The organism is Methanobrevibacter sp. V74, from assembly GCF_963082495.1.
Classification (GTDB): domain Archaea; phylum Methanobacteriota; class Methanobacteria; order Methanobacteriales; family Methanobacteriaceae; genus Methanocatella.
Genome location: NZ_CAUJAN010000001.1, coordinates 417,102 through 442,906 on the forward strand (window position 1 = coordinate 417,102; position 25,805 = coordinate 442,906).

Here is a 25,805-nt window from a genome sequence, read left to right on the forward strand (position 1 = left end):
AAGTTAAAAAACTTATTATTAATATTGAGTTTTTTATATTGAATGGTGAAGTTAATGAATATTACTGTTATTGGAACAGGTTATGTTGGGCTTGTAACTGGGGCATGTTTTTCAAAAATGGGAAATAAAGTTTTTTGTGTTGATGTTGATGAATCTAAAATTGAAGGATTGAAAAATGGGATTTTACCGATTTTTGAACCTAATCTCGGAACATTAATTAAAAGCGGGCAAGAAAAAGGAGATTTAATATTTACAACACAAATTAAAGAAGCGCTTGATGAAAGTGATATTATTTTCATCGTTGTCGGAACTCCAATGACTGAAGATGGATCAGCTAATTTAGACTATATTTTCTCAGCGGCATCCGATATAGCCAATAATATTTCCCATGATTCATTAGTTGTTATTAAATCAACGGTTCCAATAGGTACCTGTTTTAAAGTTAAAGAATACATTGATGATATTTTAGCGAAGAAGAATTCCCGAGTTAAAATCGAAATCGCTTCTAATCCTGAATTTTTAAAAGAAGGAAGGGCTATCGAAGATTGCATGCATCCTGATCGTGTAGTGATTGGTGCTGAAAATTATGAAGTTTTTGAAACTTTAAAAGATTTATACTCCTCTTTTATTTTTAACCATGATCGTTTTATCTTAATGGACATTAAATCCTCTGAAATGACAAAATATGTTGCTAATGCAATGCTTGCAACTAAAATTTCATTAATGAATGAAATAGCTAATATTTGTGAAGTTACTGGAGCAAATATCCAGCAAATACGTCTTGGAATAGGTTCAGATAAACGTATTGGGTATGATTTTATTTATGCAGGTTGCGGATATGGAGGAAGTTGTTTTCCAAAAGATGTGCAAGCTTTAAGAAATACTGCTCAAGTTCATGGTTATGAACCAAGGATATTGTCAAATGTTGAAGAGGTTAATTTAAAACAAAAAAAGGTATTAGCAAACAAGGTAGTTGGTAGGTTTGGCAGTAATTTAAATGGACTTACTTTTGGAATTTGGGGATTGTCATTTAAACCTGAAACTGATGATGTACGTGAAGCTACATCACTTGTAGTAATTACTTCACTTATTGACAGTGGTGCAAAAATTAAAACATATGATCCTGAAGCTATGATGGAGTTTAAAAGAACGATTGAGGATAAGTATTTGGATTCAATAGAATTCTGTAAAAATCGTTATGATGCAGTTGAAAATTGTGATGCATTAATCTTGATTACTGAATGGAAAGAATTTAGAAATCCTGATTTTGAGTTATTATCTGATAAATTAAATGAAAAAGTCATATTTGATGGTAGAAATATTTATGATAAAAAAATAAGTAATTTAGGATTCGAATTATTCCAAATTGGTTGTTAATTTTTATTTTTGAAAACATGTTTGATTAAAATTTTAAAAAATAATTAGTAGTTAATTAGGTGATTAAATGGTGGAAGTTTCTGTAATTATTCCTGTTTATAACTCTGAAAATTATTTAGATGAATGTTTAGACAGTGTTATTAATCAAACATTTAAAGATATTGAAATAATATGTATTAATGACGGGTCAGCTGATACGTCTTTAGAAATTTTAGAGAAATATGAAAAATTAGATAATAGGATGTCTGTGTTTACACAAGAAAATAGTGGCCAATCAGTTGCTCGCAATAACGGAATAAAAAAATCTAAAGGTAAATATATTTATTTTATGGATTCTGATGATTATTTAGAATTAAATGCACTTGAAGAAATTTATAATATTTCTGAGAAAAACAATCTGGAGTTATTGATATTTAAAATGATTAATTTCAATGATGGAAGTAACAAGAAGTTCACTTCTAGATATTATGAAATGAATTCTTTAAGCCATTTAGATGGTAAAATATTTAATTATGCAGATATTGGTGAAAATGCACTTGATTTTGCTGTTTCCCCTCCAGGTAAACTCTTTAAAAAAACATTGATTGAAAATATTCAATTTCCAGAAAATTTAATTTTTGAAGATAATTTGTTTTTTGCTAAAGCTATGATAAATGCTAATCGTGTATCATTCTATGATAACCATCTGTATAACAGAAGAATTAGAAAGGATTCTACAACTCAGGTCAAGGATATTAGATTTGCAGATTCTATTGTTATAACTAATAAAATAATTGATCTAGCTAAAGAACATGGAATTTATAATGATTTTAAATTTGGTCTTGCTAAAAAAAAGATTGATAAAGCTTTTTTAAGATATTCTATGGTGGATGAAGAATTTAAAGAAGAATTTTTCAAAATAGTTAATGTCGATTTTAAATCATATGAAGAGGAATATGAAAATAAAATTTTTAATGATGGATTTGATAATAGACTTAAATATGTTTTCAGAAGTTTTATTTCATCAAATAATCATGAAGAATTTGACTTAAAAATGGAAATCTTTGATCTTGAAAAGAATATCAAAAAAATTAAAAAGAAAAATAAAAAAAAACAAAAATAATTTAAGCAAGAAAAAGAAAAAAAAACACTTAAAATAAAAAAACAAAAACTTAAAATTTAAAAAAAAAAAATAAAAAGAACAAAAAATAAACAAAAACCTCTAAAAAAATAATTACCATCATTACCCGCCGTAACATTAGTTTTGGAGAATATAATGAATTTTGATGATTGGAATTTGACTAAAAAGGATAGCTTATACTTAATGTTTGTATTTTTATTTTCCATTGGATTAATGTATATTAAAACTAGGTATGTCATGTCTGGAGGATTGATTTATCCAGATAAAGCACATTATTTAATGAATGCTTTACTTTATAGTGGATTAGACTATTATAATATTGTAAATCACTATGATTTATTTTTAAGTCCAGTTATTGCATTTTTAACATCCATATTATTTAGATTAGGCATAGTTAACCAATTAGCTATTTCATTAGTATCATCATTTTTTGCATTATTTGGTTTTTTAGGATTATATATTTTACTAAGATATAGGTTTAACTCTTTATTGTCTTTAACTGGAGTTATTATTTACGGTAGCCTATCTGAACTTTTGATAAATTTGTCCACTGGATTATTAGATGTTCCGGCTATTTCTATTTCTATTTTAATTCTTTTATTTGGAATAATGGCTATTGATAAGAATTCAAAATATTTTATCATAGCGTTTCCATTATTTATCCTAGGTTTTTTTACAAGGTATACTGTTATATTTATGCTTCCGACACTATTCTTGTATTATGTTATAAAAAGAGATTTCCTTGAAAATTTAGAAGATGTATTGTATAATAAATCAGAACTTTTTGTAAAAGTAAAAAATTATCTAACAAGTAAAGAATTTAAACATATTTTATTATCACTTATTTTAGGTGCTATTTTAACTGTTTTAATTTGTAAATTTTTGATTTTTGATTTTGGCAGTTCTTTAATATTTCTTGATAGATTTCATAATTCAGCAACTAATATTGGATATGGTAAGGCTGGAATAGATGTTATTTATGATAAATTATTTTATGTTATTAATTTTTCACAAATTTTATTTAGGGATTATCGTCGTTTGGATGGAACTTTAAATTTTGTATTGTATTTTATCATTGGTTGCGGATGCTTATTTAAATTGGTTAATGTATTTAAAAATCGTAAGTATTATTTTAAATCAGAAAATACCTATTTCAAACATAATGCTTATAAAAATTTATTAAAAAACTTCTCATTGGTAATATTAATGATTTTTGCATTTTTTGCATTTAAAGTACTTTCTATCCATTTGATTACAAATATTTGTTTTTTGGTTTCATGCGCAATATTTTATTCTTTAATTAGAGAATTCAAATTTGATGATGATAAAATGGCATTAAATATCCTATTTTTTGCATATTTTGTTATAAATCTCATTTTTATAGCTATACTTCCCACAAAAACGCTTAGATATTCATTACCATTATTGCCTCCTTTAATTTATTTTATTATTTATGGTCTTGAAGAAATTTTAGATATTTTAACTAATTTAAGTATATTTAAAAATAAATCTTATAGAAAGTCTTTAATATCTAAAATTATAATAGTGTTTTTGATTTCACTTTTCATGATATCTGCCTTTTCATTTAGTTCACATATGAAGATACAAGAATGCCATAATGATTTGGTTGATGTGACAGATTATATTATTGAAAATGATGGTGATTATCACAATGAATCATTTGGATCTAATAACCGTGATTATAGAATAATTAAATGGTATTTGAAGGATAATGTCACGTTTGATGATAATTATACGGCATTCGATTCAAGTAATATATCTTATGTTATCTCGAATTCTACAGTTGAATTAGAGAATTATACTGAACTTTATAATAAAGGAATGTATCATGTTTATTATAGAAATCAATATTAAAAAATGTTTATATTCATGCAGGTTACTTGAAACTGATGTGGATGATTTGGCACTGATTTTCTAATTTAATGTATGATTTTTTATTATTTTTCTCTTTTTACAGTTGAAATTTCATTTTTCATGATTTGATTTTATCCTTGATTTGCTTTGGCATTGTTTTATTGATTTTCTGTTGAATTATAGTTTTGGATAAAAAATTTTTTAGTTAAGGTTGGTGAATTTTTTAATCCAATTTTTATAATATGAATCATTATTTATAGTCCTATAAAATTCTTTTTCGAATTGTTCTTCCATGGATTCTATTGTATCAAATAAATAGTTTCCTATGTGTTTTTTTTATTGATTTCCAGACTTGTTCTATTGGGTTTAAGTGAGGGGAATGTACTGGTAAATGAATTAATTTTATATTTAATATTTTTGATGCTTGAATCACTAATTTAGCTTTGTGAACTGAGTAATTATCCAATATTGCTACAATTTTTCTTTCTTTTTGTAGATTATTGATTAAATGTTTTTTGTTTAGTGATTCAATTAGTATTTCTTTTTGAATATTTTTCTATGTTTGTGTGCTTTTCAGGATTTAATTTATTTGCTTTATTTTTTATTTTTACTAAAAATTATTTCTTCAGAACTATTATTGTTTGCTATAAATTCTTTAAATTCATTTTTTAATGAGTTAAATTGTGTTTTCAGATTTTAGTTGATTATATATTTCAGTTTCATCTAATTTCGTATCTGCCAAAATATTTTTAAGTTCTAATATTAAATTTTCATTTTCGCAATTGACAATTTTAAGCTGGATTAATGATTTTATTTCCTTAAATGTGCGTGTATTTGGTTGAAATAAGATTAATGAATTGCCATTTACTGCTTGGTATCCATTTGTGTTTAATTTTATTCTCGTAGTTATTTTTGTCTGTCTATTTTTTTTGTTCCTAATAAATAGTATAATCGGCTTGTATTATCTTTATTTTGCACTGCTGTTTGATCTGCGAATACTAATATTGTCTTTTTTCAAATCTATTTTCTTTTGTGTTTTTTTTTAGTTGTTCTGAAGCATCTTTTGGTGCTTCAGCAGGAATAATATAGGGTTTTCCATTATCCGAAGCCTAAATTTTTCATTATCCGCCTAATTTGTCTATCACTATAAGTAACGCCAAATTCTTCGATTATTTCGTGTTTTACTTCTCTAACGCTTGTTAATTGTTTTTTTATAATGTTCTCTTTTAGTTCTTCAAATTGTTTTTCTGATAATTTTGTTTTTCGTCCAGATCCTTCTTTTCTAAGTAATCCATCAAATCCTTCTTCATTCCAAGCTTTTAACCATGCATGGCCTGTTGGAATTGTTTTCCCACGTTTTTCTATTGCATATTTTACTGTTTCACCAGCATAAATGTCTTCAATGAATGTAATTTTTTCATAAAATTCTATATAATGTTTTAAATCAGCTTTAACTTCATGAATTTTAGAAAGTGGGATTTTTTTGTTAATATAAGCATTCCTACTCATATTAATATTTTAGTCACATTTAATATAAATATTTTTTGTCCAAAACTATAATAAAAACATATAGAAATTAATAGTAAATCTATACAAACAAATATAAGGACTTGACTATGCTGAATCAACCCAGTTAATTTAAGAGATAATTTGAAAAATATTTTTTTATTCTCCTATGTGTTGGGTTGGTTGGATCTTTGACCAGTCTATCAGGGTTTCGGTCATTTCTTCTATTTTTTTCTACTAAATTTGATTGTGCCATGTTTAGTATTCTTTTAACGGCATCTTTTCTTTCTTTTGGGTCGTTTGATAAGAGATCAGGCATGTCTAGTTTTATTAGTCCGAATAAAACATTGAAATTGGTTTTGTATTCGTGTTTTAAGTTTTTATCTTTGTGTTTTTCTTGTATTTTTTGGTCTGCGTCGAGTTTCATTGCCATTAAGTAATTAAACATGAATATGTTGGCGTAGAAGTCCTTGTTGTATTATTCCTTCTGAATATCCACTGAAGTTTTCTATGTGGATTATGTTTTTTAATCTGTTAAAATTGGTTTCTATTTTCCATCTCTTGTTGTATAATTCTTTTAAATCTTGTGTGGTGAATTTTTCGAATGGTAAATAGCTTGCAAGTTTTATTCTTTGATTTAAATTGTCTAAATGTTTTAATGCTAATTCTACTTCGTTTATTTTTTTACTATTGGTTATTGTAGAGGTTAATATGAAATCTGTTTGTGTATCTGCTTATGCATGAGGACTCTAAAATCTGATTAATTCCTTTTTTAATCTATTGAGGTGAGGATTATTTAATTCTTTTAGTTGTTTTTCAGTGTATCCAATATTTGGTGCATCGCAGATGCTGGTATCACCTGCCAGTATTGAATATCCTTTATAAAGACCAGGTCTATCCGGGTCATTGTAAATTCCGTCGATAAAGTCTTCATTCATGTCTACATAGCAAATATGATTAAGCAATTTTCTTCTTTGATAAAATATTGGATTTAGTTAAAGTCATATTTTTATCCTTCTTATCACTTCTAATAAAATTTTATAGCTTCTACAGCAGTTGTTCGACCACAATCATAGAAAGGATATTTGATTATACTTTCTAAAATAGTTTTTCGATTTCGAACATAATGCACTTTTCCATCATCATATTATATAATTTTCGATTTTCATATTTATCTAAGTTTGCCCAAGTTTCATTACATTATTCACTAAAATTTATCATCAAAAACAACTCCTAAATCAAAAAAATCCAATCATGAAATTCTAAATAACTATTATATAAAAATATAATTTACCAATATTTAATATTAACTATTGTATAATACTTAAATTAGATATAAAATAATTTAAACTAATTTAAAAACTATTAAAATAATTATGTCTAATTACAAGTAAATTAAATTAATTTAGAACAAAAAAATAATCAAAAATGAAAAATCAAAAACCCCTAAAACAAGTAAAAAAATAAAAAATAAACCATATAACATAATATAATATCAAATAAAGGATTTCAATAAGAAAAAATAAGAAAATAAAATAATATAATTACAAATTAAAAAATAAATTTCTTAAATTAACTGGGTTGAGGAGTTGTCATTAATAATAAATACTAAAAATATAATATATTATTATATTTAATATTTTTAATTATAAATTTTAAATTTGGTTATTATAATGAAATTAATTAATCTATCTAAAAAATCTAGGAATATTCTTAAAAAATATAGAAATGCGCAGAATAATTTATTTTTAAGATATTATAACTTTGATGACTACAAGGATTTTGATTTAAATATTGATGTAGATGGTATTGTTTTTAATTTTCAAAATGATAAAGTCATTAAAAATTTATTTTTATGTGTTGAACATAGATTATCTAAAAGAGTTTTAGAAAAAGAGATTAATTCATCTGTGGTTTATTTAACTTTTGAAGAATTATTTGGATTGGCAAACTTCGGTATTTTTGATTTTTATTTTCAAGTTAACATAACATCATTTAAAATCAATGAAAGAATTAAATATAAATTAAATACTTGCCCAATTTTTTTAGAAAAGATGATATGTTGTTTAAATTTTATTCAACAGTTGATTCTGATTTATCATTAAATATTACTAAAGCGTATATCACTGAATTAGATGTTGTTGATGATAAACTATTAATGAAAGGTAATTTTGAGGGTTTGGATGAAAGTATTGATAGGTATTTGGTGATTAAACATAGATCTTCTGGATTGAGGTTGGAAGAGAAAATTGAATCTTCCAAAGTATGTGTCCCTATAAATAAATTATTAGAAATAAGTGAAAACGGTATTTTCGATTTTTATTTTCAATTTAATGAAGAATCCTTCAATGCCCAAGACAGAATTAAGTATACCTTAAATAGTCAGTGCTTGAAATCTTTTAAAAAAGAAGATACCTTATTTGAATTTTATCAAACAATCAACTCCAATTTATCATTAAAGATTAATAAAGATTATTATATTAATGAATTAAAGGTAATTGATGATAAATTAGTATTGAGAGGTAATTTTAATGGTGTTGATGAAAAAGACAATAGATTCATTGAAATTAAACACAGATCTTCTGGACTGAGGTTAGAACAAAAAATTAAATCTTCTGCAGCATGCTTTCCTATAAATCAGTTGTTGGAAATAAATGAAATCGGTATATTTGATTTGTATATGAAAATTAATGATGATAATGAATACAACAAAATAAGAATTAAGTATTGTTTCAATAATCAATCTTTTAAGTTGCTTTTCAAAGAACAAAATCTTGTATTAACTACTTATTCAACAAAATTCAATGAATTGTCCTTTAAACTTCAAACTATGGATTTTGATCATAATATTACATATTTGGATAATTGTGATGATAGAGTATTAATTAAAGGAAATTTTGAACCTTTAAATGAAGAAATAAAAAATATTGATAAAGTACTGATATTCAGTAAAAATCGTGCAGATTCCAGTATAAATTATTATAAAATGGATTTTAATGAAATTAATGATAATTATTTTAATTTTGAGGGTTTTATTGATGAAATAAATGTTTTAGATGAAAAAACTGTAAATTTGAGACTAGATTTTTATATTAGAATTTATGTTGATGATATTTATTATCAAAGTTTAGTTGATTTATCTAATTATAAAAGTTTTAAAAATCATGAGGATTGTTTTTTAATTAAAAAAGTATGTTGTAATAAGGTTTATTCTTATTATGCAACAAGTGATAAATATTCTTTTGCTCTATGGATTACTAAAAGTACTTCTTGGAATAAAGCATATGAAATAGCTAAGGGGAAAACAATTTATGATAAAACTTCAAAAGAAGAAATATTAAATGAGAATATGGTTTTCTTTGAGAGCTTTTTAGGTAAGTCTTATAGTGGTAATCCAAAATACATTTATGAAACTATGCTTGAAATGGGTTTGGATAAGAAATATACATTTGTTTGGGCATATTCCGGTGAAAACAAAGATCTTATTCCTGGCAATCCAATAATTGTTGATAGATATAAAGCAGGAGATTATTATAAATATCTTGCCCAAGCTAAATACTGGGTAAATAATATTATATTTCCGATACATAAGAAAAGACAAGGAAATGTTTATTTACAAACTTGGCACGGTACCCCTCTTAAAAAATTAGGTTTTGATATTACAATACCAGGACCTGAAGTTGATGGCAGACCAAATTTTTATAGTGAGTCAAGAAATTGGGATTATTTGATTTCTTCTAACGAATATTCCTCTGAGATTTTTGAAAGGGCTTTTAAATTTAATAAAGAGTTTTTGGAAGTAGGATACCCTATCAATGACATATTTTTTAGAGACAATGCCGAGTTAATCGATAATTTAAAGTCTAAATTCAATATTTCAAAAGATAAAAAAATTATTCTTTATGCTCCAACTTGGAGAGATGATGAACAAAATGAATCATGGGAGCACTATTTTAATATAGAAATAGATTTAAAGAGGCTTTTCATGGAATTTAAAGATGAATACGTTGTATTGTTAAAAATGCATCATTTAATTTCTGAAAATCTTACTATTGATAAAGAACTGCAAGATTTTGCTATTGATTTATCTGATTATGAAGATATACAAGAATTATATCTTCTATCAGATATTTTAATAACAGATTATTCATCAGTATTTTTTGACTATGCTCATTTAAAAAAACCTATTTTATTTTTCACACCAGATTTAAATAATTACATAGAAAATATAAGGGGATTATATTTAAATATGAAAAAAGAATTGCCTGGACCAATTATAAAAGATAATAATGAGGGGGGGGGGGGGGTATATATAGGTTATATAAAACTTTAATAAATACAATAAGAAATATTGATAATGTTAAAAAAGAATATGAAGAAAGATATGATGAATTTTATGAAAGATTTTGTTCATTATGTGATGGAACATCAGCAAAAAAAATAATTAAACAAGTTTTTAGATGATAATAATTTTTTAAGTGTTTTGAATGATATAGCTGAAAAGTATAGATTTATGGATAATATTAAATCAATTATTGATGATTCCTTTATTGAAAGATTATCTATAAAAAAAACTTAATATTTGTTTGATTTAGATGTTATCGAATCATTAATAGATTGGAAAATGTGAATATATAGGGGATGTATTTAATGTTGAATGAATTTGAATATAAATTATCTGTAGTGGTTTTAGTTTATAATACTGAGGATTATCTTGAAGAGTGTTTAGATTCACTTATTAATCAAACATTAGATAATATTGAGATAATTTGCGTTAATGATGAAAGTACAGATAATAGTTTAAATATTCTTAAAAAATATGCTAGAAAATATGATAATATTAAAATTATAGATCAAAAAAATCAAGGTGGTGCTGTTGCAGGCAATAATGGTCTTAAAGTAGCTAAAGGAGAATATGTAACTTTAATTGATTCAGATGATATTGTTGTTAGGGATGCTTATGAAAAAATGTATAATAAAGCTAAACAAACAAATTCAGATATAGTAAGTGGAAAACCTTATGTATATTCAGGTAATTATTTATTTAATCTGGTAGGTGCAAGGCATGACCTGTGGGATGAAGAAAGAGTTGTTGATGTTAAAAAAGATTTGGATATTTTTTATGATGTTTTTTATTGGAATAAAATTTACAAAAAAGAGTTTATTGAAAAAAACGATATTTACATGATTCCTGGAAAATTGTATGCTGATGCCCCATTTGTTTTTAAAGCATATCTCAAAGCAGATAAAATAACTTTAATTACAGATCTTGTTTATTATTGGCGTTCTCGTCGTAAAAATACTTCAATTACAAGAAATATTTTGGATTTATATAATTTAAAAGATAGGATGGATAATTTTTATGTTTTGAGGGATTATTTTAGTGACGATGATGAACTTTTTAATAGGGTTATTAAACTGTATCTTGAGAGGTTTTTTTTCCCTATTACTGGGATTTTAAAAAATTCATCTTATGAAAAAATATATTTAAATGAATTATATGAAATATTGAGCAATATTGAAGATATTTATGATAATGAATATATTAATATTGTTTATAATTTATGTGCTTATTTTATTCTAAATGAGGAATTTGATAATTTAAAAGAATTTTTATTAAATTCTACCACTTTAAAAGATACTTTTGTTGAAAATGGTAAAGTATATTGGGATTTAGAATACTTTAGGAATCCAAAATATAATATCCCAGATAAAATATTCGAAATCAATAATATTCATAATAATTTTATTAATATAAGTGATATAAAAGTTGATTCGAAATATATTTATATGGATGATATTTCCTTACCAAATAATCTGGAAATAGATGAATCTAACGTTATATTTGAAGGTTTAACTAAAAAATATGAATCAAAAGATAGGAATACCTATAAATTTAATTTAAAACGAGTTGAAAAGAATAAATTCAATGTTAAAATACCTATTAAAGAAATTGATAATATTAATAGTTACGATGTATTTTTAGAATTTAAATATAATGGAAAAAAAGAAGATTTCAGAATAAATAAAAAGAATTTTACAAAAAAATTAGATGAAGATGTTATAAATCAGAATGATAATGTTTTAGTTTTTTTTACAAAGTTTAACAACTTATCATTTATAAATGCAGATGTTAAAAATATTTTTGAGTTAGACATTAAAAAAGATAGGTTAAAAATAATTCCTAAAAAATATGACAGTATAAACTATAAAATATCTATTGATTATAAAAAGAAAATTGAACGGGTATATTTTATTAATAATGATAGTCAGTCATGTAATGATTTTGAACTTAAATGGAAATTTTCATTAGATGAAAATGTTTTATATAACCTATATATAGAAATTAATAAAAATAGATTCAAATTAAAGTCTAGACATTTTGAAAACTTCACTAATGAAATAATCCATGGCGATAAATTTAAAATAAAGATTTTTGAAAAAGATAATGAGATTTTCATTGTTAAAAAATTAGTGGGTTGATTTTTATGTGTGAAAATAAGAAACCTTTTGTAAGTATTATTGTTCCAGTATATAATACGGAAAATTATCTGCGGGAGTGCTTAGACAGTATTTTAAATCAATCACTAAAAAATATAGAAGTAATTTGCATCGATGATAAGTCATCTGATAATTCACTGGATATACTTAAAGAATATAGTGAAAAGGATAAGAGAATTAAGATAATTGAAAATGATGAAAACAAAGGAGTATCAATAACTAGGAATAATGGTTTAGATAATGCAAATGGAGAATATTTGTCTTTTGTTGATTCTGATGATAAAATGGATTTGGATGCATGTGAAAAATTATATAATTTTGCTAAAACGAATGATCAAGATTGTATACTTTTTAATGCTTTTAGATTTAATGATGACGGTAAAGTTTGGTCAAGTGAATTACACAGTATTTCAGTATCTGATCATATAATAACTTCTACAAATATTTTAAAGAATAATGAATTTATTTATAACACAACGGTTACTTCCAAATTCATCAGAAAAACTTTTTTAGATGATAATGAAATTAGATTTGTTGAAGATAGAGTATATGAAGATGTATTATTCTCAATGGAATTGTTCTTTGCAACAGATTATGTTGGTGTTTATCCATATGTAAATTATTACTGGAGAGTTAGATTAAATAAGGAGAATAAATCCATCACACAAAGTTATGATGATACAACTAATATTGCTGATAGATTATTTATTATCCACTCAATATTTGATATGCTATATTCATCAGAAAAATATGGAATATTAATTAATGAATTCAATAATAAATTATTAAAAATTGATTATAGACATATTATTAATCAATTGCCTTTCATAGATAAAGAAATAATTAATATAGTTATAAATAAAATTATGCCTGTTATAAAAAATATGGATATTGAGGCATTTGATGATTTAGATGATTTACTTAAACTTAAATATGATCTTTTAATAAGTGGGAAGTTAGAAAATTTGATTTATTTAATTAAATATGAATTAAATAATAAAAAATGGAATGTTAAAAATTCAGAATTGAAAAATAAAAATAACATATTAATTGAAGAAAATAATTATTTAAAAAGTAAAATCGAAATACTAGCTGAACAAAAAGAAAATTTAGATAATGAAAATGATTCTTTAAAAGAAAAAAATAAAAATTTAACAGAAAATAACATAAAACTAAAAAATGAAATTAAAACTGTTAAATCGACAAAGGGATGGTTTAGATATAAAATAAATAATATTCATGTAAGACTAAAAAATAAATTTTAAAACAGAATAATCTTAAAAATCAACAAAGTTCTTTAAAGTGTCCTAAAATTTTTACTGGTTTCTACAAGGTTATTTTTTATATATTTCAATAAATAAACAATTACTATGAATAAAATTTCAGTAATACTTCCTGTTTTCAATGGTGAAAAATATATTAGGAAAGCTATTGAAAGTGTTTTAAACCAAACATTTACGAATTTCGAGTTAATAATTGTTAATGATGGATCAACTGATGATTCGTTAAATATTATTAATGAATTTAGAGACAACAGGATTAAATTCATTAATCAAGTTAATCAGGGTCCTGGAGCTTCCAGAAACAAAGCTTTAAAAATCGCCAGTGGAGAGTATATAATGTTTCTTGACAGTGATGATTTTTTCACTAGTGATGCTTTAGAAGTTGCATATGGGGAAATTACAAAATTCAGTGCTGATTTAACATTTTTCCAAATGATAAACTTTGATGGAGAGAGATACTATGAAAATGATTGGTTTGAGATGAAAACATTTGATGATTCTTTTGAGAATAGAGTTTTCACACCTCAAGAAACTCCAGGTTCTATTTTCGACCTGTCAGTTGGTGTTTGTCAAAAAATCTACAATCATGAATTTCTAAAAAATATTGATGCGCAATTTCCAGAAGGCATATTTTTTGAAGACATGCCATTTTTTTATTATGTTTTCCTTAAGGCTAGTAAAATTTCAATTGTTAAAAAGAAGTTGTATGTTAGAAGAAAACATCCAGATTCAATTACTAATCGTGTAGATGAAAAATTCTTCGACACGGTTAGGGCTGGCCAAATATTGATGGGCATGTTTATTCAGAATGGATGGTATGAACGCTACAAATATGATTTGCTTGCCTATAAAATAAACGGTCCCCGTTTTGCTTTGAGGGACATGCCATTTAAACACAAAAAACACATGTTCGATTTAATAAAAAAAGACTACGCAGAAATTAAATCAACAAAATATTATGATGACTTTTTAGTTGAGCTTGGACCTGTAAAAAGGAAGTTTTTTTTAGACGTAATTAATGCAAGAGATTATGAGGAGTTTAAAAAAACATCCCAGTAAATCCAACATTTTTACATACACAATATCTGCAAAGTGATTTTTCATCATGAATAGCGGTCATTCGAGTTTTGCAGAAATATTTCCCATTTTGATAATACACTTCGTCGCGTTTATCATCTGTGAAAGGATGAAGAGGTTTTTTCACAATAAATGCTAAATAAAGAGATATGTTTTCGGTGAATCGTTTAGTTTCACTTTCTCCATCACCATATCTGTTAAAATAAAACCCAATATCTGAGCGCATGTTTTTTATCACTGCATCTTTTATTTCAAAATCATCTAAAATTTCTGTGTCATATATATTGTCATATACATTGGAGTTATACTTTGCAAGTTTTTTAGTTAATGGGTCTTTATATCTTGGGTCTGTTGCCTTGTTTTTTAAATAATCAATAGGATAGTCTTTCAAATCCTCTTTTATGATTTTTAAAAGTTTAGATGCTTTCATAAAATGCCTTTGCTTTTTAAAAGTTCACGGGGATTATCAACAAGTGCCTTCATTGCTTCTTCATGACTTAAACCAGCGCCTAATGCTATTTCATATGATTTTTCAAATGTTATCAAATCACCTGGTGCATGAGTGTCTGTATCAACAACTAATTTATTTCCAACTTCACGTGCCATATTTGCAACATGGCCGTTTCCAAGGCAATGACCTTTACGAGCGGAAATTTCTAAATAGACATTGTTTTTAAGTGCAATTTCAGCTTCTTCTCGGGTAATTAATCCAGGATGACCTAAAATGTCAACATATTCAGATTCAACTGCAGCCCTATTTGTTCCAGGTGTAACAGGTTCATTTAATGTTTCACCGTGAACAACAACAATTTTCGCACCTAAGTCTTTTGCTCTTTTAGCTATTCCATCTATTGACTCACAAGGGGCATGAGTAACTTCAGCACCTAATACCACGGTTATGTCCCATTTTGAATTAATATCATCAATCGCATCTTGAATTGCAGGGATTGTATCAACATTTGACCAGTCAACATGATCAGTAATAGCAATCACTTCATGGTTAAGTTTTAAAGCTCTTCTTGCAAGTTCTGAGGGCAGGAGTTCCCCATCACTAAATAAACTATGCATATGTAAATCTATTCTTTTTTTCATGTAATAATTTATATAACATGTTTAATATATAGTTATATAAATTATATTATTGGAGATATAACATGAAAGCTAACGCAGTAAAAATTGCAGAAGGAGTATATTGGGTAGGTGTTATCCACTGGAATAGCAGAACTTTCCATGGATATGGCATTCCAGGCACCACATACAATGCATATTTGGTATTTGGAGAAGAAAAAAATGTATTGATTGACAATACCTATAGGGGATTACAAGATCAATTAGATGCAAGAATTGAAGATGCATTTGCACAGGAAGGCAAAGAAATTAAAATAGACGTATTTGTACAGAACCACTCTGAAATGGATCATTCCACTTATTTAAGAGATACTATTGACAAATATAATCCTGATGCTGAAATTTACGCATCTCAAAATTGCATTAACTTTTTAGAAGCACAATATCATAACTTTTCTGATTTAGAATTAATTCCTGTAGCAACTGGTGATGAAATTGATATAGGAGGCAGAACTTTAAAATTCATTTCAGCACAAATGCTACACTGGCCGGATAGTATGTTTACTTTTTTAGCTGAAGATGGAATATTGTTCTCAAATGATGCATTTGGTCAACATGTATGCCAATCCAAAAGGTTTGACAGTGATTACTCAGTTGATTACTTACTTAAAGAAGCTCAAAAGTACTATGCTAATTTAGTAACTCTTGGATCACCAATGCTTAGAATGAAATTACAGGAGTTAACTGATAATGGTATACTTGAACAAATTAAAATGATTGCACCATGTCATGGACAAATTTGGACTAATCCTGGTCCTGTTGTAGAGAAATATTCTGAATGGGCATCTGGTGTATGTAAAGATAAAATCACTGTTATTTATGATACTATGCACCATTCAACTGAAAAATTAGCATATCAAATCGCTGAAGGCATTATGAGTGAAGGTGTAGAAGTAGAAATGTACTTCATGCAAGAAGACGGCCCTGATGATGCAATAACTGATATTTTAGATAGTAAGGCTATAGCTATCGGTGCTCCAACCATGATGAATAAGCCATTCCCAAGAATTGGTAATATGGTCTATTGGTTGGATTGTGTTAACTTTAAAGGAACTGGTAGTGAGAAAAATGCTTTAATCTTTTCATCTAAAGGATGGGGTGGAGGTGCTGTTGCCAAACTTCAAAGAGATTTAGAAGAAGCTGGTTTTACAGTTACTGATACTATGGATGTTTTATTTGTACCTGATGAAGAGGTTCTTGCTGAAGCATTCGAAAAGGGCGCTGCATTAGCACGTTCTATTAAAGAATAATTTAATTATTCTTCTTTTTTTATTTATTGGGATTGAATATGAGTCAAAGTTTCAGAATTTCATATAATCTATTTAAATAAAATTATACGGTTCCTTATTTAAACAATTCAAAATAAAATAATTTTTGGAAATATAAATTATTTTGAACACTAAATAACCATATTTCGACTATGTTGGTTATTGTATTTATTTTGTTACTGTCGTAACTGTAATATTATTTTTTAAATTTTAATTGTTGCAAATCACAATATTAAAATACAATATTTATATAAATATTGACTAATGGAGTTAATATCATGTCAAGTTTAGTAATCTATTTTTCAAGAAATGGTGAAAACTACTTTGGTGGCAAACTTAAAAACATTGAAAAAGGAAACACTGAAGTAATAGCAGAATTTATACAGGAAATTGATAATGCTGAGTTATTTAAAGTTGAACCTGTAAACGATTATCCTGATGATTATATGGAATGTATTGATGCTGCTAAAAAAGAACAAAATGATAACTTAAGACCTAAAATTAAGAATCCTTTAGATAATATTGATGCATACGATAAAATTTATATTGGTTTTCCAAATTGGTGGGGAACACTTCCAATGCCAATGTTTACTCAATTAGAAAGACTTGATTTCACAGGCAAAGTTGTGAAACCTTTTGTAACTCATGAGGGATCTGGTTTTGCTTCATCACAAAAAGACTTAAACAATTTATGCAGTGGAGCTGAAATTAAAAATGGTTTATCAATTGCAGGGGTGAATGTGGCCAATTCTAAAAATACTGTAAAATTATGGATTATGGAATAATGCCTTAAGAAGCATGTTGGGTTTGTCAAAAATTTTAATTAACAAAAAAACAAATTATATATTATGTCAAATTCAGTTTTCGTACCTGGCCATATTACTGGCTTTTTCACTATTGAAGACCATGATATTTCCCTAAAAAAGGGATCTTGCGGTGCTGGCTTTTTACTTTCACGAGGTGTTAAAACAACTGTTTCGCCATCAAACAGATTTGAAATCAGTGTTAATCGGGGAGATTATACAGTAATTGATGAAGTTTTAAAGATTTTAGAAATTGATGATGATTTTAAAATCACACAAGACATTCAATTGCCTATTGGTGCTGGTTTTGGAACTTCAGCCGCTTCAGCTTTAAGTTTAACATTATCATTAAATGAATTTTTAGATTTAGGTTATTCACTTGATTTATGCGGTCAAATTGCTCATATGGCTGAAGTGAATCTTGGTGGTGGTTTAGGTGATGTAATAGCTCAAACTGGTCAGGGTATGGTTTTAAGAGTTGAATCAGGTGCTCCAGGCATTGGCAGGATAAAATCATTTAAACAAGATGCCTATATTGCATGGAAAAGTTTTGGAGGGATTGAAACTTCAAGCATTATTCAAGACTCTTATCAAAAACAGGTAATATCTGATGTGGGGTTGAAATATCTTGAATATTTTGAAGAAAAGTCTAGTTTGAGAAATTTTTTAGATTTTTCAAATAAATTCTCCTATGAAACAGAATTAATGTCAGATGAAGTTAAAGGTTTGGTTGATTATTTTAATTCTATCTCTGATATTTTAGGCAGTTCCATGGCCATGCTTGGAAATACTGTATTTGCAGTTGCAGAAAACGAAGATGATTTCAAAAATTTAGAAGTTGAAAATTTACATATTGATAAAATTAACAATATTGGGATTAGTTATGATTAAATTAAGTTATGATGTTAAAAATTACCGCAAGGACTTGCTTGAAATAGTTAAACCTGATGATGTTGTAATTGAATTAGGATGTCATATAGGCGGTTCAACAAAATTAATTTCAAATTCTTGCAATGTAATAGCTGTAGATAATTCACCTGAAGCAGAAAGTGAAATGAGTAAACTTGATGTTAAATTTATAACCGGAGATGTAAGATTGCATGAGGTGTTAAGTGAAGTTTTTAAGATCACTCAGTCATGTGATGTTTTGGCAATTGATTTGGGTGGGGGATATCATCCTGATACTGTTTTTAAAGTATTTTACATATGGTCATCAACATTTAAACCTGCTCATACGCTAATTAGAAATCGTGGAATATTGGAATTTGCCAATTCCGCTTTAGGCAGTGGGGAAAATTACATTAGTGAAAGGGGCTATTTAAAGTCCTACCATGATTCGGGAATTCCATCTCAAATAAAAGAGTTTAGTTTATGGACTTCTTCACTATAAGTTGTACTAATTGTATAATACTTTCTTAATCTTTGGAAGTTTAAAACAAATTTATAAATTAAAATATAACTTGTTTAATAATTATTCATTGATTTTAATTGCTTATTTAAATTAATCAATAAAAGGATGTATTTTTGTTAAAAAATATTATATATCATTAAATAGAGAATATGACTAGAGGTATTAAAATGATAGGTAAAAAGATTCGTTTAGAAAGAATCATTAACAGAAACACTGGAAGAACTGTTATAGCGCCAATGGATCATGGTGTATCAAGTGGTCCGATTCCAGGAATCATTGATATAGATGACACGGTTGAAAGTATCTCCCAAGGAGGAGCCGATGCAATTTTGATGCACAAAGGAATTGTACAACAGGGTCACAGAGGGTACGGTAAAGATATAGGATTAATCGTTCATTTATCAGCAAGCACTTCCCTTGCACCGGATCCAAATGATAAAGTAACTGTCACCAGTGTTGAAAAAGCAATTCAACTTGGTGCAGATGCAGTATCAGTTCATGTAAACTTAGGTTCTGAAACTGAAAGTCAAATGTTACAAGAATTAGGTCAAATTGCTGAAACTTGTGATTTTTGGGGAATGCCTTTACTTGCCATGATGTACCCTCGAGGTCAAAAAGTTGAAAATGAACATGATGTGGAGTTTGTAAAACACGCTGCACGTGTTGGTTCTGAACTTGGAGTGGATATTGTAAAAACCAACTACACAGGAGATCCCGATAGTTTTAAGAAAGTAGTTGAAGGAGCAATTGTACCGGTAGTTATTGCAGGTGGTCCTAAAGTAGATACTGATGAAGATTTGTTAAATATGGTTAAAGATTCTCTTGAAGTTGGTGGAGCAGGTGTTGCATTTGGACGTAATCTTTTCCAAGCAGCAAACCCTGGAAAAATTACAAGAGCAATAGCCGAAGTTGTTCACAATGATCTTGATGTTGAAGATGCTTTAAAATTCTTAGATTAGGTGAGTAATATGCAAAACAAATTCGCTTGGATTTCAACTCCTGATGAATTATGGGATGATAAAAAAGAGATGATTACTGCAGCATTAGAATCGGGCATAGATCATGTTCTTGACTTAGATGATGGTAAAAACATTAAAAAATTAGGTAACGTTAAAATAATTGCCAATAATGATGATGCCGATATCTATTTAGTTGGAATTAATGGTGAAGGTGATGGAGTTTTAAGGCTAAGTGAAGATTTCACTGATTCCATTGATATTGCTGATGCAAAAAAGGCAAAAAGCGAAGGAAAAACAGTATGTGCATATATAATCATAACGGATAAAGCACATGAACAACTGGCTGTTAAATTAGGTTCAATTGTAGATTATATAATCCTTGTTGGTACTGATTGGACTATTATTCCACTTGAAAACATCATTGCTGATTTGCAAAAAGATGATGTTAAAATTATTGCTGCAGTACGTGATAGTGAGGGTGCTAAAGTGGCTTTAGAAACATTGGAACATGGTACTGATGGAGTAATATTTGAAGCATCTGACTTTAACAATACCAAAAAAATAGCCGAAGAGGTTATTAAATTATCACAGGAAAGATATGAGCTTACAGTTGCAACAGTAACCAATGTCAAACCTTTAGGTTCAGGAGACAGGGTTTGTGTCGATACAACAGACATGATGAAACCTGGAGAGGGAATGTTGATTGGTTCATATTCAAAATCTTTATTTTTAGTTCACTCTGAAAGTTTAGAAAGTGAATATGTAGCGTCACGTCCATTTAGAGTAAATGCGGGACCTGTTCAGGCATATGTAATGGTGCCTGGAAATAAAACAAGATATCTATCTGAACTTGTTGCAGGTGACGAGGTTCTAATAGTCAATACAGAAGGGGAGTCTAGAACCGCTTATGTTGGAAGAAGCAAAATTGAAAGACGACCATTAATTTTAATCGAAGCGGAATGTGAAGGTCAGGTTATCAGAACTTTGCTTCAGAATGCAGAAACAATCAGGATTGTTGGTGAGGATAACCGTCCACTATCAGTAGCAGATGTAAAAGCAGGGGACAAGGTAAAAGTATTCATTGATGTAAGTGCACGTCACTTTGGAATTGCTATTGATGAGACAATTATAGAACAGTAGGTGTTTCAATGTCCCAAGTAAGAGCATTTCTTGCAATTGATTTATGTGATGATTTAAAACCAAAAATAAATAAAATCATCAGGGAATTTAAATCTGTTGATGCAAAAATTAAATATGTGGAGTTAACTAACCTACATTTGACCTTAAAATTCTTCGGCGATATTGATACAGATGGATTGGAGCTGATTAATAATGCAATATCAAATGTGGTTAGTGAATTTAGACCATTTAAAATTAAAATCTCAGGTTGCCGAGCTTTTCCAAACAATAATCATATAAAAGTTATCTGGATTGGAATAGAAGAGGATGCTCTTTTAAAGAATTTGCATGATGCATTAGATAAGGAATTTGCCAAATTAGGTTTTCAAAAGGATAAAAAATTCTCAACACACCTAACAATTGGGCGAATGAAATCTTCTAAAAATAAAAATAAGGTCAAATCAATCATTGAAAAGTATGGGGATTTTGAAATTGGTGAGATGGAAGTGACACACATTTCTTTTAAAAAATCCACATTAACACCCTCTGGACCGATATATGAAGATATGGAAATATTTGAATTGTGATTATATGGATTATGATGATATTCTGAAAGATATTAAGCCAACAGTTGATGAAAAACAACATATTGATAATGTATCATTGAAAATAATGAATTTCATACAGGATATATGTGATAGGGAAGGTATTGATGCAAAAGTAACTCTTGTAGGATCCGTTGCTAAAAATACTGCTCTTAAAGGTAAATCTGACATTGATATTTTCATAGCCTTTCCATTGGGTGCTGATAAGAAATATTTAAAAGAAACAGGTCTTGATTTAGCACATAAATGCTGTGATTATTTCAATACTCGTCCAAATCATCATTTTGCTTCACATCCTTATGTTACAACCTGCATTGAGGATTGTGAAGTTGATATTGTGCCATGTTATAAAATTGAAAATGGCAATCAGCTTAAATCAGCGGTTGATAGAAGCATTTTGCATACTCTCTATGTCAAAGACCATTTGGAGAAATCTCAGGAAGATGAGGTTTTATTACTTAAACGCTTCATGGCAATGACTGGAACTTATGGATCTGAGTTTAAAGTCGGAGGATTCGCAGGTTATTTATGTGAATTGTTAATAATCCATTATGGGGACTTTGAAAGCTGTTTAAATGCAGCCATTAAATGGCGTTTTGGTCAAAGCATTGATTTAGAAGGTTATGGAACTTCTGGTAATTTCAAGGATCATTTAATTGTCATCGATCCAACTGATAAGAATAGGAATGTTGGTGCTTCTTTAAGATTGGACAAAATGGCTGAATTTATCCAATCGGCAAGAAATTATATATTTTCTGATAATAAAAAGGATTATTTCTATCCATTAAATAAATCTTTAAATAAGGAAGGTATTTTAAATGAATTCAAATCTAGAAATGGCGAATTGATTGCATTCAGATTTAATATTCCAGATATTCCCCTGGATACATTGCATCCTCAGCTTAGAAAAACCTGTCAGGCACTGGAGAGGAAATTAAATCATGAGGAATTCAATGTATTTAAAGCTGATTACTGGAGTGATGAGCTTACAACTTGCATAATTCTTTTAGAGATGGCTTCTTCTAGACTAAACAATGTTAAAGTCAATATTGGGCCAAAAGTTTTTATTACTCGTGCTTGTGAAAATTTCACTAAAAAATATGGCCGTGAAAACTGCTATGTTCAAGGCGATTTTTTAGTTCACACTCAAAAAAGGGAATTTGTCTATGCAAAAGATTTGATTTCTCATATTTTTACAGAAGATCATATTGGGTTGATAAAGGTTGGCAAAAACCTTAAAAATAATATTATAAACACTTACGAGTTTATTGATATTGATGAGGTTGATTTGGAATTTTTAGATGATTTTCTAAATCCGGGTCAATATATTGTGCGGTAAAGTAAGCCGGACTTACCTATCATTATTACTAACTTATTTAATTTTTTATATTTGATTTATATACTATTAATTTATAATTATTATTTAGGCATACCTAAAGTGATATTATGGCTGAGAAAACATATTTATATGAATGGAATGAAAATGACTTAAAAGACATTGAAAAAGAAGCTTTCAAAAAAGCAAACGAATTAAATGATAAAATTCTTGATGTTAAGATATTCATTGATGAAATAGCCAGCGAATGGGAGGAATATATTAAATATTTAGAAGATAATAAAATATCAAAAATCTGTGAATTTAGGGGAGGAAACTGCATTGATTTTAGTGATGAGCTAAGAAATGCAATTGTAACCACTTTAAAGCAATCACTTAATGACACTAATAAATCATTAAAGTACAATTCTAAAAAAATTGGAATAAATCGTGTAATAAATGGATAATTTTTATTAATTAATAGTTGCTAATCAATAAATCTTAATTTAAATTTAAAAATTATTCCCGTTGCATAATAACTATTATAGAAAGTTTTATTATATTCAATGTAGAGATAGATAATCATGTCAGAGATAAAAAAGCTCATGGCCGATGTGGATGTTGAGGAGTATTATGAAAAATATGTGGATTTTGAAAAATTTTCAAAATTATGCATGGAAGAGCAAGAGATGCTTGGATATAATTGGAGTTATCCTCCATTTGATTTTGATGTAGATGAGCTTTGGCATTCATATAATAAACTTAAATTAATTGCTTTTAAAATTGAATTTTCAGCTGATGAACTTGAAGCCACATTCAGTGATGACCAATTAAAAATGGTTTTAAAGAGATTTGAGCGATTTAAAGTCAGATTAATGAATGATATTTATGCTTTAGAAGATGAGGATTCAATGGGTTTATTTTTGGGAAAATGTACTCTTTGCATGAGATGCACAAGAGAATTTGGAATGCAATGTAAAATGCCTCTTAAAATGAGATATCCAATAGAGGCATTAGGAGGGGACGTAGATAAAACTGTTGAGGATATTTTTGGATATAAAATTATTTATGCTCATGAAGGTAGGCTACCTGAATATTTGATATTCGTTGGTGGCCTGCTTTATGATAAAAAATAGGTGATTAAAATGAAGGTAAGTGTAATTGGAGGAACTGGGCCACAAGGTCTTGGAATTGTAGAAAGATTAGCTATTGCTGGTGTTGATGTGATTGTAGGTTCTAGAAAAGAAGAAAAAGCATTAGATGTGGTTGCAAAAGCAAAAGAGGATTTATCGGACTATGATTTAAACATGATTGGTATGGCAAATGAAGATGCTGCAAAAGAAGGAGATATTTTAATACTCACAGTACCATTAGCTGCACAAAAACCAACTGTTGAAAGCATAAAAGAATTTTGTACAGATAAAATAGTAATGGATGCGACGGTACCTTTAGAAACAGCAATTGGTGGAAAACCATTTAGATTTGTTGATTTGATGGAAGGTTCTGCTGCTGAAAGAACAGCTAAACTTTTAGAAGGAACTGGTGCAAAAGTAATCTGTGCATTCTGTAATATTTCAAACTCTCACCTCTCAAATATCCCAGAAGAAATAGATTGTGACTGTTTAATTGCAGGTGATGATGCAGAAGCAAAAGCAACAGCTGCTGAAATTATCGATAAAATCCCAGGAATTAAAACAATTGATACAGGAATGTTGGAAAAAGCCAGAATTATTGAAAAAATTACACCATTGTTAATTGGATTAAACATTAAATACAAATCTCATTATGGTGGTTTAAGAATTACTGGTATTCCAGCTTTAGATAGATAATAATTTGATTAAAATGAATTCATTTGAGGCAGTCATTGGTAAAAATATTAATGAAGTCACCTTGAATGAATCCATAACTTTTTTTGTTGCACCATTAAAATACTCAACTAAACACTGCGGTAGACATTATCCTCAAGATAAATTTAAAATAGCCGGCATTGACTTTTTTAACTTAATTTCTTTTTCTCAATTATTTAATCGTGAAGCTATTTTAATTGTTTTGTATGGCGAAGATAATATAATTGCTGATTCGGGAATTTATTACTTAAGTAACGATTTTGATATTTTTTTTGATGATTATACTATTATTAAAAAAGCTATTGATGATGGGGAAGTTCATTTGTTAACTGAAGGAGATACTAAGTATTTAGGAGCTTCTAGGTTAAATGAAAAAATTCCTCAACCAAATAGTAAAAAATTAGCTAATAAAAGAGTGTTTGTTTTTAAAAAGAAATACTTACAGAAGATTTTTGATGAAATAAATTTTTGTAATTTTTAAGTTCATTGAAATATGATGTTGCTGTAAACTGATTTTTTTCAAAATTTTATGTGATTTCAATAATTCATCAATTAATATTTTGAAAGTGCCAATGAGCCTAATTTAGGTAATCATATATATTTTGTTAATA

General features: G+C 27.6%; 25 protein-coding genes. 20 read left to right on the forward strand and 5 right to left on the reverse strand.

Translation table 11 applies throughout. The features are described from left to right. Positions 1-54: 54 nt before the first annotated feature. The 3 genes from Q9969_RS02010 to Q9969_RS02020 all read left to right on the forward strand — a co-directional run bounded on the left by Q9969_RS02010 (position 55) and on the right by Q9969_RS02020 (position 4,372). Positions 55-1,377 (forward strand): UDP-glucose/GDP-mannose dehydrogenase family protein, encoded by a 1,323-nt coding sequence (locus Q9969_RS02010; protein WP_305553890.1) that lies wholly within the window; start codon positions 55-57, stop codon positions 1,375-1,377. A gap of 67 nt (positions 1,378-1,444) precedes the next feature. Then, entirely contained in the window at positions 1,445-2,479 is a 1,035-nt protein-coding gene (locus Q9969_RS02015; protein WP_305553894.1) for a glycosyltransferase family 2 protein, read from the forward strand. A 153-nt stretch (positions 2,480-2,632) separates the two neighbouring features. Next, positions 2,633-4,372 (forward strand): glycosyltransferase family 39 protein, encoded by a 1,740-nt coding sequence (locus Q9969_RS02020; protein ID WP_305553897.1) that lies wholly within the window; start codon positions 2,633-2,635, stop codon positions 4,370-4,372. A gap of 1,098 nt (positions 4,373-5,470) precedes the next feature. Here the strand turns inward: Q9969_RS02020 and Q9969_RS02025 are convergent. The 3 genes from Q9969_RS02025 to Q9969_RS02035 form a co-directional block, all read right to left on the reverse strand. Continuing rightward, positions 5,471-5,881: a helix-turn-helix domain-containing protein gene (locus tag Q9969_RS02025; protein ID WP_305553900.1), complete on the reverse strand. Its 411-nt coding sequence runs from the start codon at positions 5,879-5,881 to the stop codon at positions 5,471-5,473. Between the two features lie 124 nt (positions 5,882-6,005). Next, positions 6,006-6,311, reverse strand: a complete 306-nt coding sequence (locus Q9969_RS02030) for a hypothetical protein (protein ID WP_305553903.1) — start codon at positions 6,309-6,311, stop codon at positions 6,006-6,008. Between the two features lie 316 nt (positions 6,312-6,627). Next, a complete protein-coding gene (locus Q9969_RS02035) occupies positions 6,628-6,816 on the reverse strand; it encodes a hypothetical protein (RefSeq protein WP_305513793.1) in 189 nt (62 codons plus the stop codon). Positions 6,817-7,551: 735 nt separating this feature from the next. On the opposite strand from Q9969_RS02035, the gene Q9969_RS02040 reads away from it, so the two are divergent. From Q9969_RS02040 to Q9969_RS02060, 5 genes are all read left to right on the forward strand, one after another. After that, positions 7,552-7,983, forward strand: coding sequence for a hypothetical protein (locus Q9969_RS02040; protein ID WP_305553906.1), 432 nt, complete (start codon positions 7,552-7,554; stop codon positions 7,981-7,983). After that, complete coding sequence (locus Q9969_RS02045) at positions 7,938-10,211, forward strand: CDP-glycerol glycerophosphotransferase family protein (RefSeq protein ID WP_305553909.1); 2,274 nt, start codon at positions 7,938-7,940, stop codon at positions 10,209-10,211. The genes Q9969_RS02040 and Q9969_RS02045 overlap by 46 nt, the downstream gene beginning before the upstream one ends. A 317-nt stretch (positions 10,212-10,528) precedes the next feature. Continuing rightward, positions 10,529-12,361 (forward strand): glycosyltransferase, encoded by a 1,833-nt coding sequence (locus Q9969_RS02050; protein WP_305553912.1) that lies wholly within the window; start codon positions 10,529-10,531, stop codon positions 12,359-12,361. A gap of 5 nt (positions 12,362-12,366) precedes the next feature. Beyond that, entirely contained in the window at positions 12,367-13,644 is a 1,278-nt protein-coding gene (locus Q9969_RS02055) for a glycosyltransferase (RefSeq protein WP_305553915.1), read from the forward strand. A gap of 105 nt (positions 13,645-13,749) precedes the next feature. Then, positions 13,750-14,721: a glycosyltransferase family 2 protein gene (locus tag Q9969_RS02060; protein WP_305513220.1), complete on the forward strand. Its 972-nt coding sequence runs from the start codon at positions 13,750-13,752 to the stop codon at positions 14,719-14,721. Here the strand turns inward: Q9969_RS02060 and Q9969_RS02065 are convergent. Beyond that, positions 14,702-15,169, reverse strand: a complete 468-nt coding sequence (locus Q9969_RS02065) for a DUF2115 family protein (RefSeq protein ID WP_305513219.1) — start codon at positions 15,167-15,169, stop codon at positions 14,702-14,704. The genes Q9969_RS02060 and Q9969_RS02065 overlap by 20 nt on opposite strands. Next, entirely contained in the window at positions 15,166-15,831 is a 666-nt protein-coding gene (locus Q9969_RS02070) for a histidinol phosphate phosphatase domain-containing protein (protein ID WP_305513217.1), read from the reverse strand. Before Q9969_RS02070 ends, Q9969_RS02065 begins: the two co-directional genes overlap by 4 nt. Before the next feature lie 62 nt (positions 15,832-15,893). Here Q9969_RS02070 and Q9969_RS02075 point away from each other — a divergent pair, with 62 nt between their 5' ends. From Q9969_RS02075 to Q9969_RS02130, 12 genes are all read left to right on the forward strand, one after another. Continuing rightward, entirely contained in the window at positions 15,894-17,117 is a 1,224-nt protein-coding gene (locus tag Q9969_RS02075) for an FprA family A-type flavoprotein (RefSeq protein ID WP_305513216.1), read from the forward strand. Positions 17,118-17,413: 296 nt separating this feature from the next. Then, positions 17,414-17,920 (forward strand): flavodoxin, encoded by a 507-nt coding sequence (locus tag Q9969_RS02080; RefSeq protein ID WP_305513214.1) that lies wholly within the window; start codon positions 17,414-17,416, stop codon positions 17,918-17,920. 63 nt (positions 17,921-17,983) lie between these two features. Beyond that, positions 17,984-18,829, forward strand: coding sequence for a pantoate kinase (locus tag Q9969_RS02085; protein WP_305553918.1), 846 nt, complete (start codon positions 17,984-17,986; stop codon positions 18,827-18,829). Then, the gene (locus tag Q9969_RS02090) at positions 18,822-19,328 is read left to right on the forward strand and encodes a class I SAM-dependent methyltransferase (RefSeq protein ID WP_305513210.1); all 507 of its coding nucleotides are present in this window, start codon (positions 18,822-18,824) and stop codon (positions 19,326-19,328) included. Before Q9969_RS02085 ends, Q9969_RS02090 begins: the two co-directional genes overlap by 8 nt. A gap of 188 nt (positions 19,329-19,516) precedes the next feature. After that, the gene (locus Q9969_RS02095) at positions 19,517-20,308 is read left to right on the forward strand and encodes a 2-amino-3,7-dideoxy-D-threo-hept-6-ulosonate synthase (protein WP_305513209.1); all 792 of its coding nucleotides are present in this window, start codon (positions 19,517-19,519) and stop codon (positions 20,306-20,308) included. Positions 20,309-20,317: 9 nt separating this feature from the next. Next, complete coding sequence (locus tag Q9969_RS02100; protein ID WP_305513207.1) at positions 20,318-21,448, forward strand: 3-dehydroquinate synthase II; 1,131 nt, start codon at positions 20,318-20,320, stop codon at positions 21,446-21,448. Positions 21,449-21,456: 8 nt separating this feature from the next. Beyond that, positions 21,457-22,014, forward strand: a complete 558-nt coding sequence (gene thpR / locus Q9969_RS02105) for an RNA 2',3'-cyclic phosphodiesterase (protein ID WP_305553921.1) — start codon at positions 21,457-21,459, stop codon at positions 22,012-22,014. 4 nt (positions 22,015-22,018) lie between these two features. After that, complete coding sequence (cca, locus tag Q9969_RS02110) at positions 22,019-23,371, forward strand: CCA tRNA nucleotidyltransferase (RefSeq protein WP_305553923.1); 1,353 nt, start codon at positions 22,019-22,021, stop codon at positions 23,369-23,371. Between the two features lie 107 nt (positions 23,372-23,478). Further along, entirely contained in the window at positions 23,479-23,814 is a 336-nt protein-coding gene (locus Q9969_RS02115; protein ID WP_305553926.1) for a hypothetical protein, read from the forward strand. A 117-nt stretch (positions 23,815-23,931) separates the two neighbouring features. Then, the gene (locus tag Q9969_RS02120; RefSeq protein ID WP_305553929.1) at positions 23,932-24,483 is read left to right on the forward strand and encodes a DUF2284 domain-containing protein; all 552 of its coding nucleotides are present in this window, start codon (positions 23,932-23,934) and stop codon (positions 24,481-24,483) included. Between the two features lie 9 nt (positions 24,484-24,492). Continuing rightward, positions 24,493-25,176: an NADPH-dependent F420 reductase gene (npdG, locus tag Q9969_RS02125; protein ID WP_305513198.1), complete on the forward strand. Its 684-nt coding sequence runs from the start codon at positions 24,493-24,495 to the stop codon at positions 25,174-25,176. A gap of 13 nt (positions 25,177-25,189) precedes the next feature. Continuing rightward, positions 25,190-25,675, forward strand: coding sequence for a hypothetical protein (locus tag Q9969_RS02130; RefSeq protein WP_305553932.1), 486 nt, complete (start codon positions 25,190-25,192; stop codon positions 25,673-25,675). Positions 25,676-25,805: the final 130 nt, after the last annotated feature.

Bases quoted from the DNA above. Each gene is read 5' to 3' on its own strand.
- Q9969_RS02010 (WP_305553890.1), top strand. From the start codon at position 55: ATGAATATTACTGTTATTGGAACAGGTTATGTTGGGCTTGTAACTGGG.
- Q9969_RS02015 (WP_305553894.1), top strand. From the start codon at position 1,445: ATGGTGGAAGTTTCTGTAATTATTCCTGTTTATAACTCTGAAAATTAT.
- Q9969_RS02020 (WP_305553897.1), top strand. From the start codon at position 2,633: ATGAATTTTGATGATTGGAATTTGACTAAAAAGGATAGCTTATACTTA.
- Q9969_RS02025 (WP_305553900.1), bottom strand. From the start codon at position 5,881: ATGAGTAGGAATGCTTATATTAACAAAAAAATCCCACTTTCTAAAATT.
- Q9969_RS02030 (WP_305553903.1), bottom strand. From the start codon at position 6,311: ATGGCAATGAAACTCGACGCAGACCAAAAAATACAAGAAAAACACAAA.
- Q9969_RS02035 (WP_305513793.1), bottom strand. From the start codon at position 6,816: ATGAATGAAGACTTTATCGACGGAATTTACAATGACCCGGATAGACCT.
- Q9969_RS02040 (WP_305553906.1), top strand. From the start codon at position 7,552: ATGAAATTAATTAATCTATCTAAAAAATCTAGGAATATTCTTAAAAAA.
- Q9969_RS02045 (WP_305553909.1), top strand. From the start codon at position 7,938: ATGTTGTTTAAATTTTATTCAACAGTTGATTCTGATTTATCATTAAAT.
- Q9969_RS02050 (WP_305553912.1), top strand. From the start codon at position 10,529: ATGTTGAATGAATTTGAATATAAATTATCTGTAGTGGTTTTAGTTTAT.
- Q9969_RS02055 (WP_305553915.1), top strand. From the start codon at position 12,367: ATGTGTGAAAATAAGAAACCTTTTGTAAGTATTATTGTTCCAGTATAT.
- Q9969_RS02060 (WP_305513220.1), top strand. From the start codon at position 13,750: ATGAATAAAATTTCAGTAATACTTCCTGTTTTCAATGGTGAAAAATAT.
- Q9969_RS02065 (WP_305513219.1), bottom strand. From the start codon at position 15,169: ATGAAAGCATCTAAACTTTTAAAAATCATAAAAGAGGATTTGAAAGAC.
- Q9969_RS02070 (WP_305513217.1), bottom strand. From the start codon at position 15,831: ATGAAAAAAAGAATAGATTTACATATGCATAGTTTATTTAGTGATGGG.
- Q9969_RS02075 (WP_305513216.1), top strand. From the start codon at position 15,894: ATGAAAGCTAACGCAGTAAAAATTGCAGAAGGAGTATATTGGGTAGGT.
- Q9969_RS02080 (WP_305513214.1), top strand. From the start codon at position 17,414: ATGTCAAGTTTAGTAATCTATTTTTCAAGAAATGGTGAAAACTACTTT.
- Q9969_RS02085 (WP_305553918.1), top strand. From the start codon at position 17,984: ATGTCAAATTCAGTTTTCGTACCTGGCCATATTACTGGCTTTTTCACT.
- Q9969_RS02090 (WP_305513210.1), top strand. From the start codon at position 18,822: ATGATTAAATTAAGTTATGATGTTAAAAATTACCGCAAGGACTTGCTT.
- Q9969_RS02095 (WP_305513209.1), top strand. From the start codon at position 19,517: ATGATAGGTAAAAAGATTCGTTTAGAAAGAATCATTAACAGAAACACT.
- Q9969_RS02100 (WP_305513207.1), top strand. From the start codon at position 20,318: ATGCAAAACAAATTCGCTTGGATTTCAACTCCTGATGAATTATGGGAT.
- thpR (WP_305553921.1), top strand. From the start codon at position 21,457: ATGTCCCAAGTAAGAGCATTTCTTGCAATTGATTTATGTGATGATTTA.
- cca (WP_305553923.1), top strand. From the start codon at position 22,019: ATGGATTATGATGATATTCTGAAAGATATTAAGCCAACAGTTGATGAA.
- Q9969_RS02115 (WP_305553926.1), top strand. From the start codon at position 23,479: ATGGCTGAGAAAACATATTTATATGAATGGAATGAAAATGACTTAAAA.
- Q9969_RS02120 (WP_305553929.1), top strand. From the start codon at position 23,932: ATGTCAGAGATAAAAAAGCTCATGGCCGATGTGGATGTTGAGGAGTAT.
- npdG (WP_305513198.1), top strand. From the start codon at position 24,493: ATGAAGGTAAGTGTAATTGGAGGAACTGGGCCACAAGGTCTTGGAATT.
- Q9969_RS02130 (WP_305553932.1), top strand. From the start codon at position 25,190: ATGAATTCATTTGAGGCAGTCATTGGTAAAAATATTAATGAAGTCACC.